At 48.7% G+C, this 17,245-nt stretch carries 10 protein-coding genes; 8 read left to right on the top strand and 2 right to left on the bottom strand.

Features of this window, described 5'->3' with window-relative positions; all coding sequences use genetic code 11:
- The first annotated feature begins 73 nt into the window (after positions 1 to 73).
- From MMG03_RS14685 to MMG03_RS14705, 5 genes are all read left to right on the top strand, one after another.
- Positions 74 to 1,876, top strand: a complete 1,803-nt coding sequence (locus MMG03_RS14685; protein ID WP_101478433.1) for a glycoside hydrolase family 9 protein — start codon at positions 74 to 76, stop codon at positions 1,874 to 1,876.
- 418 nt (positions 1,877 to 2,294) lie between these two features.
- Complete coding sequence (locus MMG03_RS14690; RefSeq protein WP_073161442.1) at positions 2,295 to 2,861, top strand: hypothetical protein; 567 nt, start codon at positions 2,295 to 2,297, stop codon at positions 2,859 to 2,861.
- Positions 2,862 to 3,037: 176 nt separating this feature from the next.
- Positions 3,038 to 5,752, top strand: a complete 2,715-nt coding sequence (locus MMG03_RS14695; RefSeq protein ID WP_249506611.1) for a beta-L-arabinofuranosidase domain-containing protein — start codon at positions 3,038 to 3,040, stop codon at positions 5,750 to 5,752.
- A gap of 105 nt (positions 5,753 to 5,857) precedes the next feature.
- Positions 5,858 to 7,603: a DUF4874 domain-containing protein gene (locus tag MMG03_RS14700; protein ID WP_249506612.1), complete on the top strand. Its 1,746-nt coding sequence runs from the start codon at positions 5,858 to 5,860 to the stop codon at positions 7,601 to 7,603.
- Between the two features lie 33 nt (positions 7,604 to 7,636).
- Positions 7,637 to 9,451, top strand: coding sequence for a glycoside hydrolase family 44 protein (locus MMG03_RS14705; protein WP_249506613.1), 1,815 nt, complete (start codon positions 7,637 to 7,639; stop codon positions 9,449 to 9,451).
- 140 nt (positions 9,452 to 9,591) lie between these two features.
- On the opposite strand, the gene rpe is transcribed toward MMG03_RS14705, so the two are convergent.
- Complete coding sequence (gene rpe, locus MMG03_RS14710) at positions 9,592 to 10,239, bottom strand: ribulose-phosphate 3-epimerase (protein ID WP_073161461.1); 648 nt, start codon at positions 10,237 to 10,239, stop codon at positions 9,592 to 9,594.
- A gap of 137 nt (positions 10,240 to 10,376) precedes the next feature.
- On the opposite strand from rpe, the gene MMG03_RS14715 reads away from it, so the two are divergent.
- The 3 genes from MMG03_RS14715 (at position 10,377) to lysA (ending at position 15,506) form a co-directional block, all read left to right on the top strand.
- On the top strand, positions 10,377 to 10,883 hold the full coding sequence (locus MMG03_RS14715) for a glycoside hydrolase (RefSeq protein WP_249506614.1): 507 nt from the start codon (positions 10,377 to 10,379) through the stop codon (positions 10,881 to 10,883).
- A gap of 184 nt (positions 10,884 to 11,067) precedes the next feature.
- On the top strand, positions 11,068 to 13,974 hold the full coding sequence (locus MMG03_RS14720; RefSeq protein ID WP_249506615.1) for a CotH kinase family protein: 2,907 nt from the start codon (positions 11,068 to 11,070) through the stop codon (positions 13,972 to 13,974).
- Positions 13,975 to 14,243: 269 nt separating this feature from the next.
- Positions 14,244 to 15,506 carry a diaminopimelate decarboxylase gene (gene lysA, locus MMG03_RS14725; RefSeq protein WP_249506616.1) on the top strand — a complete coding sequence of 421 codons (1,263 nt, stop codon included), beginning with the start codon at positions 14,244 to 14,246 and terminating at the stop codon, positions 15,504 to 15,506.
- 122 nt (positions 15,507 to 15,628) lie between these two features.
- Here the strand turns inward: lysA and MMG03_RS14730 are convergent, their stop codons facing one another.
- The gene (locus MMG03_RS14730; RefSeq protein WP_249506617.1) at positions 15,629 to 16,855 is read right to left on the bottom strand and encodes a LamG domain-containing protein; all 1,227 of its coding nucleotides are present in this window, start codon (positions 16,853 to 16,855) and stop codon (positions 15,629 to 15,631) included.
- Positions 16,856 to 17,245 lie beyond the last annotated feature (390 nt).

Raw genomic sequence — 17,245 nt, forward strand, 5'->3', positions numbered from 1 at the left:
TTGTTTTCTCTTGAAAACGCAAATGTGGCGAAAGGTTATTACAAGCGCTTTTTTTATAAGTATATTGAGCAATATGAGAACGTGTAATCTTGTTTTGTCTGTCCTGGGTGCCGGTGCCCTTGCAAGCGCTTTTGCCGGCCCTCTTCTGATTAACCAGCTGGGTTTTACCCCCAATTCCGAAAAGTTGGCCGTTGTGCCGGGCAGCGATGCCAACGAACTTGAGGTTCGCGACTTGAACGGAAAGACTGTTTTGACCATGGAAGCCCCTATGGTCTATGACTGGGAATTCAGCGGGGAAGAAGTCCAGACCTATGATTTTTCTGCAGTGAAGACTCCGGGTACCTACCGCCTTTATCGCGGTGGCGAGTATCTGGGTAACCCCATCGTGATCGGCGATCGCGTTTATGAAGAGTTGGCCAAGGGTGCCATCAAGTGGTTCTATTACCAGCGTGCCAGCATGCCTATCGAGGCTCAGTACGGTGGAAAGTGGGTTCGTGCTGCTGGCCATCCTGACGATAAGGTGATTGTTTACGGTACCGATGAACGTACCGCTGCCGGTTACCAGAAGTCCGTGGGCAAGAAGCATCCCAAGGCTGGCAAGAATGTGGTTATCAATTCTTCCAAGGGTTGGTACGATGCCGGTGACTACGGCAAGTATGTGGTGAATTCTGGCATTACCGTGTTCACCTTGCTGCAGCTTTATGAAAATTTCCCCACCTACATGGACTCCCTCACCTGGAACATTCCCCGTGAGTTGAAGAACATGCCCCTGATTCTTGAAGAGGTCAAGTATAATCTGGACTGGATGCTGACCATGCAGGACGAAGACGGCGGCGTGTACCACAAGGTGACTACCTTGATGTTCGGCGGATCCGTGATGCCCGAAAAGGATGGCGCTCCCCGTTATGCCATTATCAAGAACGTGACCGCAACTCTGGACTTTGCCGCAGTGATGGCTCAGGCCAGCGTGGTGTACAAGAAGTTTGACGCCGCTTATGCGGATCAGTGCCTGAAGGCTGCCGAAAAGGCATACGCCTGGGCCAAGAAGAATCCCAAGGCTTTTTACAAGCAGCCTGATGACGTTCAGACTGGTAGCTACGCTCCCGGTGATGAAAACGGCAAGGATGAATTCCGCTGGGCCGCAACTGAACTTTACCGCGCCAAGGTGGTGGCTGGCCAGAAGGACAAGGCTGCAAATGGCTATCTGGCTGACTTGAAGGCTAACAAGTTTACTCCCGATGGCGCCTGGTGGGGCAACGTGAATATGCTTGCCGCTTTCCGCGTGGCCATGGACGGTGCCACTTTCGGTGCTGACTTGAACAAGGCTGCCAAGAAGGTGGTGATGGATGAGGCCAACAACCTCCGTGCCGTGGGCGATACCAGCGGTTACCATCTGCCGGCATTCCCCTGGAGCTGGAACTGGGGCTCCAACAGTGCAATGGCCAACAACGCCATGGTGCTGCTCCACGCCTACTATCTGACTGGCGACAAGAGCTATGTGGATGGCGCCCAGCAGGTTCTGGACTATCTCCTGGGCAAGAATCCCATGGAAATTTCCTATGTGACCGGTTTCGGTTATCGCAGTGCCCGCAATCCTCACCACCGTCCTAGCGAAGGTGATTTTGTAGACGATCCGGTGCCTGGCATGCTGGTGGGTGGCCCGCACCTTGGCAAGCAGGATATTAACCTGGATGGCAAGGAATCCTGGAAGTGCGAAAACTATGCCGCTGCCGACAAGCCGGCCCTGGCCTACATCGACAACCGTTGCAGCTACGCAACCAACGAAGTGGCCATTAACTGGAACGCTCCCCTGGCTTATGTGGCTGGCGCCTTGCAGGCTATTTACTTGAATATTGCTAATACTCCCGCCAAGTAATTTTACTTATTGGTCGCGCGCGGGATAGCGCGAAAACTTTGAAAGGGACCTCGCGAAAGCGGGGTCTTTTTTATTGTAGAGAATATCTTCTTTTATTTGTAACATTCGTATTAATTACTATCTTTGGTTCCTGGTTGGTTAAAATAGGAGGACACGATGAAAAAATCGTGATACTATGTGCATTTATGCTCGTTTTCGTGGCTTGCAATAACGAAGACCACAAAATATCCAATAATCAGAAAGCCCGAACTGCACAAGAATCCAGAGAATCAAGTTAGAAATTTGAACCACCCAAGCCCAATACAAAGGGGGCTTTCGATTTCACAGAATGTGAAGAAAAGCATGGTTCAGACACAGAGAATTTTCGGGCATGTGTAAAGGCTAGATATCCGAACATAAAATTTGCAGAATAAGGATTATGGAATTGGCGGTTGGAGCGATAGTTATGAATGTCCGAAGTATTAGTATTGTAATTTTCTTTTGCATAGTTATATCGTTTGCTGAAGGCGATTCCCTTTCAAATGATGTCTTTGGCGAGTATTGCCTTGTCAAAGATGAGAAAAATGTGTGGAACCTAGAAAAATATAAAGAAAACAAGCCTTTCCTTTTTTCATATATTCGTTGTTCTTATACAGGTTTGTATGGCGTTTTTATTTCTGATCCTTGGTCTTCATTTGGTGTTCCTATGGGATCATCCTCGTTTGATAAGAATAAGCCTTCTAAATGTTCTAATAAGTTTTCTTTTGATAGAGAGTATATTTTTGCAAATGAATTTAAAGTAGAACAAACAAAAGAGTGGGCGAACGAAATTGCTGGTTTGCAAAATAAATTTCACGATTTGGATTGGAAAGTTACTTACGACTCAAATTATGTTCGCCTCAATACATCGGGAACTGCCAAAATTTATATTTCCGGCTTCTGTACCGAGGAACAGCTGAAAATGATTCAGGAACGGAAGGCGGATAAATTGTACAATAGGAAATAGTTTTGATTATTATTTTGAGCCTCGCTTTTGCGAGGCCTTTTTGCGTTGTACGGCTATTGCAATAATTGCAAAACTGTTTGCTATAGGGGGGTGAATATAGGCCCTTTTCGGACGTAATTTTTAGGGTGGGGAAGTTCCCTTGGTGTGTGTACGTAGAATAACATGAGGAACAAATTATGTTCGGAGTTGGTTTTCGCGGAAAGGCTCGCGTAGTTGCCTTATCGCTTGGGATTGCGACCTTTGCTGCAAATTTTGGTTTTGCTCAGGATCAGTTGTATCCTGAAATGTTTCCGCTGTCTGCGGTGAAGCTTTTGGCGGGCCCCCTGCAGGATCGCCAGGAGCTAAATGGCGAAACCCTTCTGGCTTACGATACGGATAAACTGATTGCGCCTTTCTACGAAGAGGCGGGCATGAAGCCTAAGGCAACCAAGTTTAGCAACTGGGCTGGTTTGGATGGCCATGTTCTGGGGCACTACTTGAGCGCCTTGGCTATGCATTATGCGGCTACCGGCGATACGGAAATCAAGAAGCGCATGGAATATGTGGTGGATGAACTGGAAATCATCCAAAAGCAGAATTCCAAGGACGCAAACTTTGTAGGCTACATCAGTGGCGTTCCCAACGGAAAGTCCATGTGGCTCAAATTCAAGAACGGCGATGCCGGCGCACAGAACGGCTATTGGGTTCCCTGGTATAATATTCACAAGACTTATGCGGGTTTGCGTGATGCCTGGATGTACGGTGGCGTGACTCGTGCCAAGGATATGTTCCTCGCTTTGTGCGACTGGGGTATTACCATTACCAACGGCCTTAACGATTCCAAGATGGAATCCATGATGGGTACGGAATACGGTGGCATGAACGAAGTATACGCCGACGCTTATGAAATTACCAAGAATTCTAAGTACCTGGATGCGGCCAAGAAGTGGTCCCATAAGTGGCTGTTGAATGCCATGGCTTCGGGTAATGACAACTTGAGCAATCGTCATGCCAATACCCAGGTGCCGAAAGTGGTGGGCTTTGCCCGCGTGGCGGAACTGAGTGGCGACAAGACTTACAAGGCCGGCGCCGAAACTTTCTGGGACATTGTGGTGAACAAGCGCAGTATCGCCATTGGCGGTAACAGTATTTCTGAACACTTCCCGGAATATGACAAGTACAACAAGTACATCGAGGAACGTGAAGGGCCCGAATCCTGCAATACTTACAATATGCTGAAGCTGACGGAACGCCTGTTCCATATGACTCCCAGCGCCAAGTATGCGGACTTCTATGAACGTGCCTTGTTCAACCATATTTTGTCTACAATTCACCCGACTCACGGTGGCTACTGCTACTTTACTCCGGCACGCCCCCGCCATTACCGCGTTTACTCCAAGGTGAATGCGGGCATGTGGTGCTGCGTGGGTTCCGGCATGGAAAACCCGGGTAAGTATGCCCAGTTTATCTACACCAAGGAAAATGACGCGTTGTACGTGAATTTGTATGCAGCGACGGAATTGAACTGGAAAGAAAAGGGAATTAAGATTAAGCAGGAGACTGCGTTCCCCAAGGGTGAGGTGTCGAAATTTACCGTGAGCGGCGCCGGCAGTTTCAAGATGATGCTGCGTCATCCTTACTGGGTGAAGGCCGACGAATTCAAGGTGGTTGTAAACGGCGATACTGTGGTAACCAAGTCTGACGCGTCCAGCTATGTTTCTGCTGGTACTGTAAAGGCTGGCGACGTGGTGGAAGTTATTTACCCCATGCATACTCATATCGAGGAACTTCGCGGCATGAGCGATTACGTGGCGCTGCTTCACGGTCCTATTGTGCTGAGTGCCAAGACGGGAACGGAAGGCCTTAGCGGTCTCGTGGCTGATGATGGCCGCTGGAGCCACATTGCAGGTGGCGCCTTGCAGTCTCTGGATGGAGCTCCCATGCTTGCCAGTGAAAAGGCTGACATTCCCTCTAAGCTGACCCCCGTAAAGGGCGAACCCTTGCACTTCAAGGCTCCCTATTTGTTCGCTGCCCAGAAGGATGCTAACCTGTTGCTGGAGCCGTTCTATGAAGTTCATGATGCTCGTTACATGATGTATTGGATGGTGATGACGGATCCTGCCGTTCTTGAAAAGCTGAAGAAGGAACAGGAAGAAGCCTTGGCTCTTGATGAAAAGACGGTAGACAAGGTGGCCCCTGGCGAACAGCAGCCCGAGGCGGATCATCGCATGAAGAACGAAAATTCTTCTACCGGGACTCATCAGGGTGAATTCTACCGCGATGCAGGCCAGTGCTCTGGCGGCGATGGCGGATTCATTAGCTACGAGCTGGAAACCAACAGCGAAGATTCTTTGGACCTGATGGTGCGTTACTGGGGCAACGAAGGTTGCAACCGCGCCTTTGACATCATGATCGACGGCGAAAAGCTTGCCAGCGAAAACATTTCCAACAAGTGGAAGAAGGATGAATTCGTTAATGTGAAGTATCCCATTCCCGATGAAATGGTGAAGGGCAAGAAGGTGATTACCGTAAAGTTCCAGGCAAGCACCGGCATGGTGGGCGGGATCTTCGGAGTGCGCCTGTTGCGTAACAAGCCGAAGCCGGAACCTGTTGTAGAAGATACGACCGACGCAATTGTTGCTAGCCGAAAAGTTGCAAGCTCTGTGCCGCAGCTCCGTGCCCGCGCAAATTCCGATGTGTTGCAGATCGAAGCTAGCTCTCCGTTGCAGAACAATGTGGCTGTGAAGATTTTCTCCATGGATGGCCACCTGGTGAAGGCTCAAACATTGAATTCCGGCAGCGCAACTTTCAGCATTGGCATTGGTGACATGAAGAATGGCATGTACATTATGCGTGTGCTGCAGAACGGAAATCTGTTCGGCAATACCATCTTCACGAAAAAGGGAATTTAACCCTAGATTTGAATAAAAATTAGGTATGTAGGGAAGGTGCCCCGCTTGCGCGGGGTGCCTTTTTCTTTTGGGGAGTATATATTTAGAAGAAAGTTTGGGTTAATAATGAGTTTAAAGAGAATCCTTAATTTTATTTGTGTTGCAGTTGCCGCGGAATGTGCCGCGGTAAGTTCTGCCTTTGCTGAAAACTCTGCCCTGGCGTTGCAGGATTTGAAGTATAGTGATTCTAGAAAGTCTCTGAATAATCCTGGCAGAGGCTGGTATCGTACCCAGGGATTGCGCCTTAAGGAATCCGACAATAAGGCTGTTGGAATTTCTCAGCCTTTGACTCATTTACGTGTGGACATTTCCGCCTTTTCCGAAAAGGGCTTACAATCCATTGATTCTAGCAAGACTCCCCGCGATACGATTTACGGTGTTTCCAAACCTTTGACTGACGACGCTTTGGCGGCTCTTAATTCCACTTTTGCGAATGCTAGAGAAAAAGGCAATAAGGTCATTGTCCGTACATCCTACGATATTGATGGTCGCGGAAAACAGGATCCTCCTCAGAAAATAATTCTCGGCCATATAAAGCAGTTGGCCGAAGTTTATGGAAAGAATTCGGATGTCATTACCTATGTGGAACTTGGAATGTATGGCAGCTGGGGCGAACAGCATACCAGTAACAATGGCAGCAATGCAGAAATCGCAGAAGCCCTGCAGACCATGATTGTGAATACCCCGTCATCCATTAAGGTGGGCGTGCGTCGTCCAGATATTGTTGCTTATTGGCTGGGCGTGCAAAGTGAAACTCGAGATGACGCTGGCAACATTACCAAGGTTGGCTACGAAAATTTTGATATCAATTCCGATGTGTTCAAGGCTGCGGTAAAAGCAAAGGGTGATACCATCTATCGTGTGGGCATGTACAACGATGGCTATTTGGGAAGCACCACGGATTTGGGCACAGTGACCATGGGCAATCCAAAGCTTACTCGCGAAATGATGATTTCCTGGTTGGAACAATATTCTTTGAATACGCCTTATGGTGGTGAAATGGTGGCGAATTACAATGGCGACCATCCCATGAATACGGCACGCTACTTAAGCTATGAAGGTTTCCGAACCCATACAAGCTATTTGAATTGGGAATGGCATTACGAAACAATCCAGAACATGAAGGACTCCATTCTCGGTCCTGAATTTGGAAAGGGATTTCGTGCACCCGATTCCGAATATGTTGGTGCAACTGCTTATAAGTATGTAGAAGATCATCTAGGTTATCGCTTTGTTCTGCGAGAATCCTGGTTGCCGGATTCTTTGTATGACGACACTTTGTTCCGAGCAAAGTTCAAAATTCAGAATGTGGGCTTTGGAAATCTGACGAAATCTGCGTCTGCAAAACTTGTGTTTATCGAGGATGTAGATCCGTGTGATGTGTGCCCGGCAGCATACGAGATGGATATCAGTGATGTTTTTGACTTGCGAAAAGTTTATGGACGCTCCATTGTTGTTGATGGCTCTGATACAACTTTGACCTTTGATGGAATGAATGAATTTACCATTGAAGGAAAAAGCTCTCGAGGCAAGTACGATGTCGTCTTGCAAGTCGAAGGGATTTCCTTTGCCAATGTGAACGAATCCATCTTTATGTGCGAAAAATCTGTGGATGGGTTATACTTGGGCAAAACCTATGTTCGTCCAAAGGATATTCGAGGACCGACTTCTCTCGGGATAAAAAATCTTCATCAGAGCAACACTCGCAATAACCAGCCGATGGTTTTCCGCGACGGTTATCAAATCAAAGTTCGTGGTGGCGAGTTGCATGGTGGTAAGACATTCCAGGTGAATGGAAAGATTGTGAAATAAAAGTCGGGTGGTGCCGACTCAAAAGGTGGTGTTATGAAAAAGTTGTTTGGGTTTGCGGGAAGTTTGGTTCCTGCGCTTTCTCTGGTGGCGTTCCTCGGAACTTCTGCCCAGGCGGAGATTTCTGTAATGGTGGATGCGTCCGCCGGCGTCAAGAAAATTTCCCCTTACCTCTATGGCCGAAACATTGACAAGGTCAGCGCCGATAGCGCCCGCCTCAGCGATGAGGACAAGACTTCCATCAAGACGATGAACGAAGCCGGCATTCGTTTTATTCGTGCAAACTACGGCAACAATTCTACCCGCTACAACTGGCGAAAAAAGTTGACCGTTCATCCGGACTGGTACAACAACGTGAATGCCGTAGACTGGGACATTACCGCCAAGAAGATTCTGGACAACATGCCTCAAGCAGATGCCATGTACGCTTTCCAGTTGACGGGTTATGCGGCCGCCACCAACGAATACAACTTTGCAGATTGGACTTTCTACAAGGCTCATAACGATACCTGGGCCAAGGCAACCCTTGACTTGGCTGGCGGTGGCGAAGTTGCCGACGATGGAGAGACTCTCATCAAGGCTGGTGATTACAGCTTGTATTGCGAGCCTTGGCCCGCCGATTCCACTGTGGGAATTATTGACCACTGGGCAAAAGAATTGAAGTACGATATGTCCAGACTTCAGTATTGGAGCATGGACAATGAAATGGAAATCTGGAACGGTACCCACGGCGACTTGCCCTTGGATATGGATCCGGATTTCTTGGTGGAACGTTATGTTGATGTGGCCAAGAAGGCCCGCACCGTTTGGCCCGAAATCAAGTTGACTGGTCCTGTGGTAGCCAATGAATGGCAGTGGTGTACTACGGGTGCGTCCGAAGGAAAGTCCGGTCTGGGCAAGGGCGAAGACCGCAATTACTGCTGGCTTGAATACTTTATCAAGCGCCTTGCCGAAGAACAGAAAAAGTCTGGCATCCGTATGCTTGATGTGTTTGACATGCACTGGTATCCCTCGGAAAAGACTTACGCAGAACGTGTCAATTGGCATCGTGTTTTCTTTGATACCACCTACAATTATTCTGGTGCTAATGGTATTAAGTTGGTCAGCGGCAAGTGGGATAACAACCAGACCAAGGAATATATTTTCGAACGTGTGAATGGTTGGCTGGATCAGTACTTCGGTAAAGGTCACGGCATTACCTTGGGCCTTACCGAAACTTCCATTATTGACGAGAAAGATCCCATGACCACGGCGATTTCCTATGCATCCTGGCTTGGAACCTTTATGGATCACGGTGTGGAAATTTTCACTCCCTGGACATGGGGCGATGGCATGTACGAAGTGCTGCACCTCTTTAGTCGCTATAACGGGGAATTCCGAGTGCAGTCTGAATCCAGCAACGATTCCTTGCTTTCCGCCTATTCCTCTGTAAGCAACGCAAGAGATTCCATGACGGTGATTCTTGTGAACCGCGCAGAAAAGGATGCACAAAGCGTGACCTTGAATGTGAAGGGCTTGAAGAATGTGGGTGCTTCTGCAGAAACTTTGACATTGGCTGGAATCAGCGGCGAGACTTTTGTTTCTCACGAAAGCAATGCGTTGAAGATGGGCGCTGCAACTGTTGATGTTGCTGCTGGTACGGTGGCTCTCGAAGTGCCTGCAAAGTCCATTGTGGCGGTGCGCTTGACAGCTGATCCGGGCGATGTGATTGACGCTATTTTCAAGCCATATGATCGTCGCATCGTCAGAAACCAGCCCATGGTTTTCCGTGAAGACCATCAAGTGAAAGTCCGCAGTGGCGAACGATATGGTGAAAAGATCTTCCATGTGAACGGAAAAGTCGTGAAGTAAAAAAAGTCAACGATGGATTTAATACAAAAAAGCCCCGGCACAAAGTGTCGGGGTTTAATGCTTTTTGGATCCTTCGGTCACTGCGTTCCCTCAGGATGACGCGGTTGAGTTCCTCAGGATGACGCGGACGATACAAAAAATTAGCCGTTGACGAGTTTCACGAACTCTCTGCAGACTTCTTCGGGATTGGGCTTGCCAAAAATTGCGGAACCCACCACGAAGACGTTGGCGCCGGCTTCCTTGCAAGCCAGGATGTTGTCCAGCTTGACGCCGCCATCGATCTGGATGTCAAGTTCCGGCTTCATCTGGCGAAGTTCGCGGATCTTGTCCAGGCAATAGGGGATGAGGCTCTGGCCGCCGAAACCCGGATTCACGGACATGACGAGGACCATGTCAACGATGTCCAGCACATGCTTGATGTTAGAAAGCGGGGTTGCGGGGTTGATGGCCACAGCGGGCTTTACGCCAAGTTCTGCAATCTGGTGCAGCAAGCGGTCCAGATGGTTAGTGGTTTCGGCGTGCACACTGATGAGGTGTGCGCCGGCCTTAGCAAATTCAGCCACGTAGTTTTCGGGGTTGGCAATCATCAGGTGGCAATCCAGGGGGAGGCTGGTGCCCTTCTTAACGCAGGCGGAAATGCCCGGGCCAAAGCTGATGTTGGGGACGAAATGACCGTCCATGATATCCAGGTGAACGAGGCCTGCGCCGCCGTTTTCGATAGCCTTGAGGCCGTTACCCAGTTCCAAAAAGTTTGCGTTCAATACGCTAGGTGCGATAATCTGCTTCATGAATTGCAAGTTAGAAATTTTGCCAAGGACTCGCAAGACCATGTAACGGCTTGGCATGGAATTTGCAAACAGACATTAGACGGATAAATTACATTTTACTATCTTTACGCTTAAATAAAAACCAAGGAGAAAATAAAATGTCTAAAGGTACTAAGACCGTAGTTGCAAAGCCGGCTGCCAAGAAGGCTGCTGCTAAACCCGCTGCAAAGGCTGCCTCCAAGGCCGCAAAGCCCGCCGAAAAGAAGCCCGCTGTAAAGGCCGAAGAAAAGGTTGTTGCTAAGAAGGCTCCTGCAAAGGCTGCCGCTAAGCCTGCAGCAAAGGCTGCTACTAAGGTTGCAAAGCCCGCTGCCGAAAAGAAGACTGTTGCCAAGGCCGCTCCCAAGGCTCCCGCCAAGGCTGCAAAGAAGTCTGCCGCTCCCAAGAAGGTTACTCAGGAAGTCGTTGCTGACTGTCCGCTGGCTACCACCGTTTCTATCGCAGGTACCTTCAACAACTGGATGGTTGATGTGGACATGCTGAAGAAGGACAAGAAGACTGGTCTCTGGAAGATCAAGCTGGAACTTGTTCCGGGCGATTATGAATACAAGTTCGTTTGCGACGGTGAAAACTGGGACGTAGGCGACAACAAGATTATGCACGTTTAATTTGCTGATTTTACAAATTGCGTTTGAGAAGGTTCCTCTAAGGAGGGGCCTTTTCATTTTTAGGTTAGAATGCCTGGATTATTGGGAAAGTTTCTTTGTTGGGTAGAATTTTCTTTGCGGTAAAGAATTAGATTCTCTATGGAGAAATTTTAAACAAGTGTGGGTAGAGAATATTGTGAAGGGAATGAAGTTCTTTTTTGCGGGAATTTTGGGCGCGTTGGCTCTGAATCTTGGGGCTTGCGGCTCTGATGATAAAAGTTCCGCGGCTCCGATGGATGAATTGTCATCGGGTTCTGAAGATTATTTGTTTTCGTCAGGTGAGGAAAATTCTAACGGTTTAGTTTCCGGTTCTTCAGATTCGTCGGTTGATTCGTTGGCGGGAACATCTTCAAATTCCTTGACAAGTTCCGCAGAGGACTTGTCGGCAGGTTCCGCGACGGACCCTACGGCAGACACGGTTGTTGCGCTGAAAAATCCTCCGGTCATCTTTACCGAAGTGGACCTTGTGAATTTGTCTTACAAGGATGAAGAAGGTGGTGACGCCGGTTGGGTGGAAGTTTATAATCCAGCAGATACGGCGGTAAACCTGAAGGGTTATTATCTGACCAACTCCAAGGCGGAACAGACCAAGTTCCAGTTTGGCAATGTGGTAGTTCAGCCAAAGTCCCACATGATTGTTTACCTGTCTGGGAGAAACTTGCCGGACTATGTGGCGCACCATGATACTGTCAATCTTTTGAGTTCCTATTGTGAAGGGGAAACGGATGCGGTAAATTATCCTGGTCGTGGTGCCAGCGAAATAAAACCTTTGGATGGTGCGTCCGATTTTTGCTTTGTGGAAAATGGAGTGAATAGAGCCGGTGCCCAGATGATTCCCGTGAAGTCAACTCTGGGTTATTACGTTTTGTCATTGACCATCGGCTCGACGAACGAGGGTAGGGTTCCTGTGGATCTTTCCAAGGCAAATCAGTTTCAGCTGAAAGCTTATATCCCCAAGGATCACGAAGTCTACTTCAAGATTTTGCAGAAGGGTTTCCGCGAAATTAAAAGCTGGAACAAGATGCTGGTGGGAACGGGAGATTCCAACACGGTTTATTCCATTAGGCCGCCTCTTCATTCTGACTATCCCAACCTAGCTGAAATTACGGGTCTTCGCCTGGACAAGGATTATCACGATTCTCTTGCTACAGATATTAAGGTTTTCAGTTATATCGCCTATAGCCGCGGAAACGAACCTCACGCCAATTTCAAGTCCAAGAAGGATGGTGGTTCTCTCTATTTGTTCAATGGCGAAAAACAGCTTGTGGATTCCGTGATGTATCCGGCGGCTGTTATCGGAAAAACTTGGTCCCGAGAAATTGCGGCAGTCAATGGTGTGGTCGCCGGCGCAGTTACCAGTACCTCCGCGAAGTGGGGCTTCGCAAATGCAACGCCTTATGGTGAAACTGTAGGCGCTGTGGAAAATGCTCCCCAAACTGTGAAAACAGAATTCCCCAACTCCGGTTTTTATTCTGCGCCTTTCTCTATTGCCTTTGGAACTGATGATGAAATCCGCTGCGAAAAGGGCGGTACTGTTCCCACAGCAACGAGCCCGCTGATGGTTACTAGTTTGAAGATTGATACCACCACGGTTTTGCGCTGTGCTACTTTTGAAAACGGTGCTGTTCCTGGTAACGTCATTAACCGCACTTATGTTTTTGAAGACCAGCCTACGGTCGCTTCCGTATTTATTACTGGCGATCCGCTGCAGATGTTCCATGCCGATTCCGGCTTGTTCATGAATGAAAATTTCTGGGGCGACAAGGAAATTCCTGTGAACATTGAATTGCTGGAAGCCGGTCAAAAGGTGAGCGGCTTCAGCGAGAACGCAGGTCTTGCCATTAGCGGTAACGCCACCCGAACTTGGGCGAAGAAATCTGTGGAAATTACCTTCCGCGAAAAGTACGGAAAGAATAAACTGGATTATGTGCTGTTCCCGGGATTTCCCGACTTGAAAAAATTCAAGAGCTTCAAACTGCGCAACAACGGAAACAACTATCACTTTGATTACATCCGCGATATGTTGGCTTCCTCCATTACGGAAGGCCTGGGCATTGATTATCAGCATGGCCGCGCCTCCATTGTTTTCTATAACGGGGAATACTACGGCATTCATAACATTCGCGAATCCTCCAACAAGAATTATTACCTGGCCAAGTACAATCTGGACGGGGACCAGGTGGATTTGGTGGGCAGTTCCGGCGAGTACATGGCAGGCTCCCCGGTGGATTTCATTGCACTGACTAATTTCTTGCTTACCAAGTCAATGACTGATGATGATGTGGCCACTGTGAATGAGCAGATGGATTTGAATAATTTCATCAACTACTATGCTGCAGAAATATTTGCAAACAATCGCGACTGGCCCGGCAACAATCGCAAGGTTTGGCGTGGGAGTAGCCCCAAGACTGCCTGGAAGTGGTTCATGTACGATACGGATATGGCCTTTGACAACTCCCAGACTGATAAACAGGAAAACTTGAAGGGAAATATTTTTGAGTTTGTGACGGCTGCAAGTTCCGGCTGGCCCAACAATCCTGAATTCACTCAACATTTGCGCATGTTGCTGAAGAATGAAAATTTCAAGGCCGCGTTCATCAACCAGATAGCCGCCATTCTTTGCATGAACTTTAGTTCAGAACGAGTGGTTGCCCGCATGAATAAATTGCAGGGCGACATCTCCGCAGAAATTGCCCGCGATCAAAAACGCTGGAGCAAGAACGTGGCTACTATGACGGAACATGAAGGCAGAATCAAGACCTTCGCCACCACCCGCCAGGATGTGGTCCGCAAGGAAATGAAGGAACATTTTGCCTTGGGCGAGATGGTGGATGTAACCATTGCAAGTTCCGGTAATGGCAATGTGCGGGTTCATTACTTGCCGTTGGATAAATCCTCACTGAAGATCAAGTTCTTCAAGGGTACGCCCGTGACGCTTACTGCTGTGCCGAAGGATGGCGGAATATTCATAGGCTGGAGTGATGGCGTCAAGGACGCAACTCGCACCATTGATCCTGAAGACGGCTTGAAGATAACTGCGAACTTTAAGTAAACGTCATATCAGCGCAAGTCCTTCTGGAGGTTCGATATGAAAAAAGCCATGAAGATAAAATTAGAGTTTCTGTTAGGGACCGCAGTGGCGTAGCCATTCGAACGGGTTTACGTTTTTTGTAAGGCGTTCCCAGAACCCGGTTGAACGAAAAACGCCGGAGGCGTTTATAGCGCAAGGGCCCGGCTGGCGCGAGCCAGCAACAGCCAAAAAAATATTCTAAATTTTGCGCTGTAATTTAATGAGGCGCGCCGCGCCAGAAAAGGGAAAACATGAAGAATACTAACATCCCCGAAGAACAGTTTGTGAAGGCTGCCGCTCAGTTCGGCACCCCGCTTTGGATTTACGACCGCGCAACCATCGAACAGCGTTGCAAGGAAGTGAAGGTTTTTGATAACGTGCGTTTCGCCCAGAAGGCATGCCCGAACCTCAGCGTGATTTCTCTTGTGCGCAAGCAGGGTTGCGTGGTGGATGCTGTGAGCGCCGGTGAAATTGTCCGCGCTCTCAAGGCCGGCTACAAGGGCGGCTGCGAAAAGGGTAAGGTTCCCGAAATCGTTTACACCGCCGACATTTTCGACAAGGACGCCCTGGAACTGGTGAAGGAACACAACATCGCCGTGAACGTGGGTTCTCCGGACATGATCCAGCAGCTTGCCGATGCAGGCGTGAAGTCCGAACTGACCATCCGCGTGAACCCGGGCTTTGGTCACGGCCACTCCCGCAAGACCAACACTGGTGGCGATCTTTCCAAGCACGGTATCTGGCACGAACAGATCAAGGACTGCGTGAAGCTGGCTCAGGCAAATGGCATGTGGATTACTGGTCTGCACATGCACATCGGTTCCGGTTCTGACTTTGAACATTTGGCTTCTGTTGCTGAAGCTATGTGCGACGCAAGCCGTCGTCTCGGTTCTCACCTGCGCACCATCAGCGCCGGCGGTGGCCTGCCCATCGAATACCACGAAGAAAACAAGGGCCCGCATATCGACATGGCTGCCTACTATGGCATTTGGGATGGTGCCCGCAAGAAGATTCAGCAGAGCATCGGTCACGACGTTCATCTGGAAGTGGAACCGGGTCGCTACCTGGTTGCAGAAAGCGGCTACCTCATGGCAGAAATCCGCGCTGTCAAGAAGCAGGGCGACAATCTGTTCTACATCGTGGACGCTGGCTTTACCGACCTGGTTCGCCCCAGCTTCTATGGTTCCTACCATCAGATTTCCGTGATCGCCCGCGATGGCCGCGAACTGAACGAAACTGTTGACGCCGTCGTTGGCGGCCCCCTCTGCGAATCCGGTGACGTGTTCACTCAGGAAGAAGGAGGCTTCGTCGTGACCCGCAAGCTCCCCAAGGCTAAGGTGGGCGACCTCCTGGTTCTCCACGATGCTGGCGCTTACGGTGCAGCAATGTCCAGCAACTACAACAGCCGTCGTTACGCTGCCGAAGTGATGTACACCAACGGCGAAATGAAGGTTGTCCGAGAAAGACAATCCTTCGAACAGATGCTCCAGAACGACAAGATTATCGAATTCTAAGTTTGCGATTCCTGCGGGAATCACGTGACTCAATGAAAATCAAAAAAAGCCGGCGATTAATTTCGTCGGCTTTTTTGTGTGGGGATTTCACCTTGGTGAGTTTCCCTTTTTGTTTGCTTTGTTTATTCGAAATCGTAAAGTAACTGGGAAGTTACTCTTATGTTGTCGAAGGAACCTTTTACCATGAAATTGGATACGCCGCTTATACCCGTCATGCAGCATGTGTTCTTGTAGCCGATGTAGAGGTCGTTGCGTGCTCGGAATGATGGACTGTAACCGTAAGGGTCCATGATGTAGGCCAGTTGTTTGCCGTTCAGGAATATGGCTGTTTTTGTTCCGTCCCACTGGCCGGCGATTTTATTCCAGCCGTCCTTAAATACAACTGGGGCGGAAACATAGTCATATCGATCGCTTCCATTCTTGAAGAAGAAAAGCTTGCTTTCGCTGACAACAAAAGTTAATCGTCCTTCGTTGTTTCCCACCAGAGCGCTTCTTTTGTAGTCAAAGTTTTCGCCGGGCTTGAAATAGAATTCGATGGTTCCCTGGGGGAGGGTGTCTTCCATGGCGATGGGCAGCCGGACGTTCTTGTTCACGAGCGTCAAAGCCTTTCCTGTATAGCCGTTCTCAAGTGTTCCGCTTTCCCAAGTATAATCGCCTTCGAAATCTTCAAAGTATTCCAATGAATAGAGTGATGAGGAACTTGAACTAATGAATTCCGAGCTGCTGGATACGGCGTTGTAGTAAACTGTATTGGATGAATTTACGGACAAATTCATAGAAGAACTGGAACTGCATTCTATGCTGCTGCTTGACTGCTCGTATTCAATTTGGGTGGAGTGTTCCGGTTCGGTGGAGGTGAGGGCGTCGCTTTTGATGTAGCTGATTGTTCCAGCCTCTTTCTTGCAGAGACAATTGGGGATGTTCCAAATGCCCATGTCGCTAATGACTGCGATGTAGGCCGCGTCGGTTCCCAGCTTGAAGGTGCAAGCGTAGGCGTCGCTGGAAGAATGGACGGAGTAGATTTCGTAGGTCCCGTGACTATCCTGGATGGTTATGTCGAACCGGTTTTTCTGTTCGTTGTATTTGACCTTTGTACAGGTGGCGCCGTAGTAATCCAGGAAATAGCTTGTGCGATCGCATACAAAAGTCTTTAGATAGGTGTTATCCGATAGACCCTCTTCCCAGTAGGCACTTTCGTCAACGTTGTATTCTTCGTTGCAAGTTTCAATGGGCGATTTGGATGGAGCCTCGATTGCGAAGTCTGCGTTGCTCTCTGAATCGCTGCAACTAGCCAGGTTCAACATGAAAAATGCGGCTGTTGTTGCCAAAGCGTGGTGCTTAAGCTGCATGAATCCTCCTAATTTAGGTGCCAAATTTAGAATTTTCGAGTTTTTTAGAAGATGGGGTGGAATGATGAAATGAAAAAATGGGGATAGTCGGGCATTCAAGCGCTAACCTGGAGAAAATAAATGTGGATAGAATGTTAATAAACTGTAGTTTTTGTGGATTAAAAACAGTTATCTTTGAAAAATCGCAAAAAAAGTGAATTTTTTTGCAGAAACGCCCTTGACATTCATCCAGAAAATTCTATAATTGGCCTCACCTCCGAACGAGACAGCCGAAACGCTGAAAAGGACGGAAGCGAGAACCCGAGAGGCTCTCGAGAAGATTGAAGGAATCGGAGATGTGCTTAGTGACGGCCCAAGAAATTTCTTGGAATTAGTCGAATACGAACGTGA

It is taken from the genome of Fibrobacter sp. HC4 (assembly GCF_023373925.1).
Taxonomy (GTDB): domain Bacteria; phylum Fibrobacterota; class Fibrobacteria; order Fibrobacterales; family Fibrobacteraceae; genus Fibrobacter.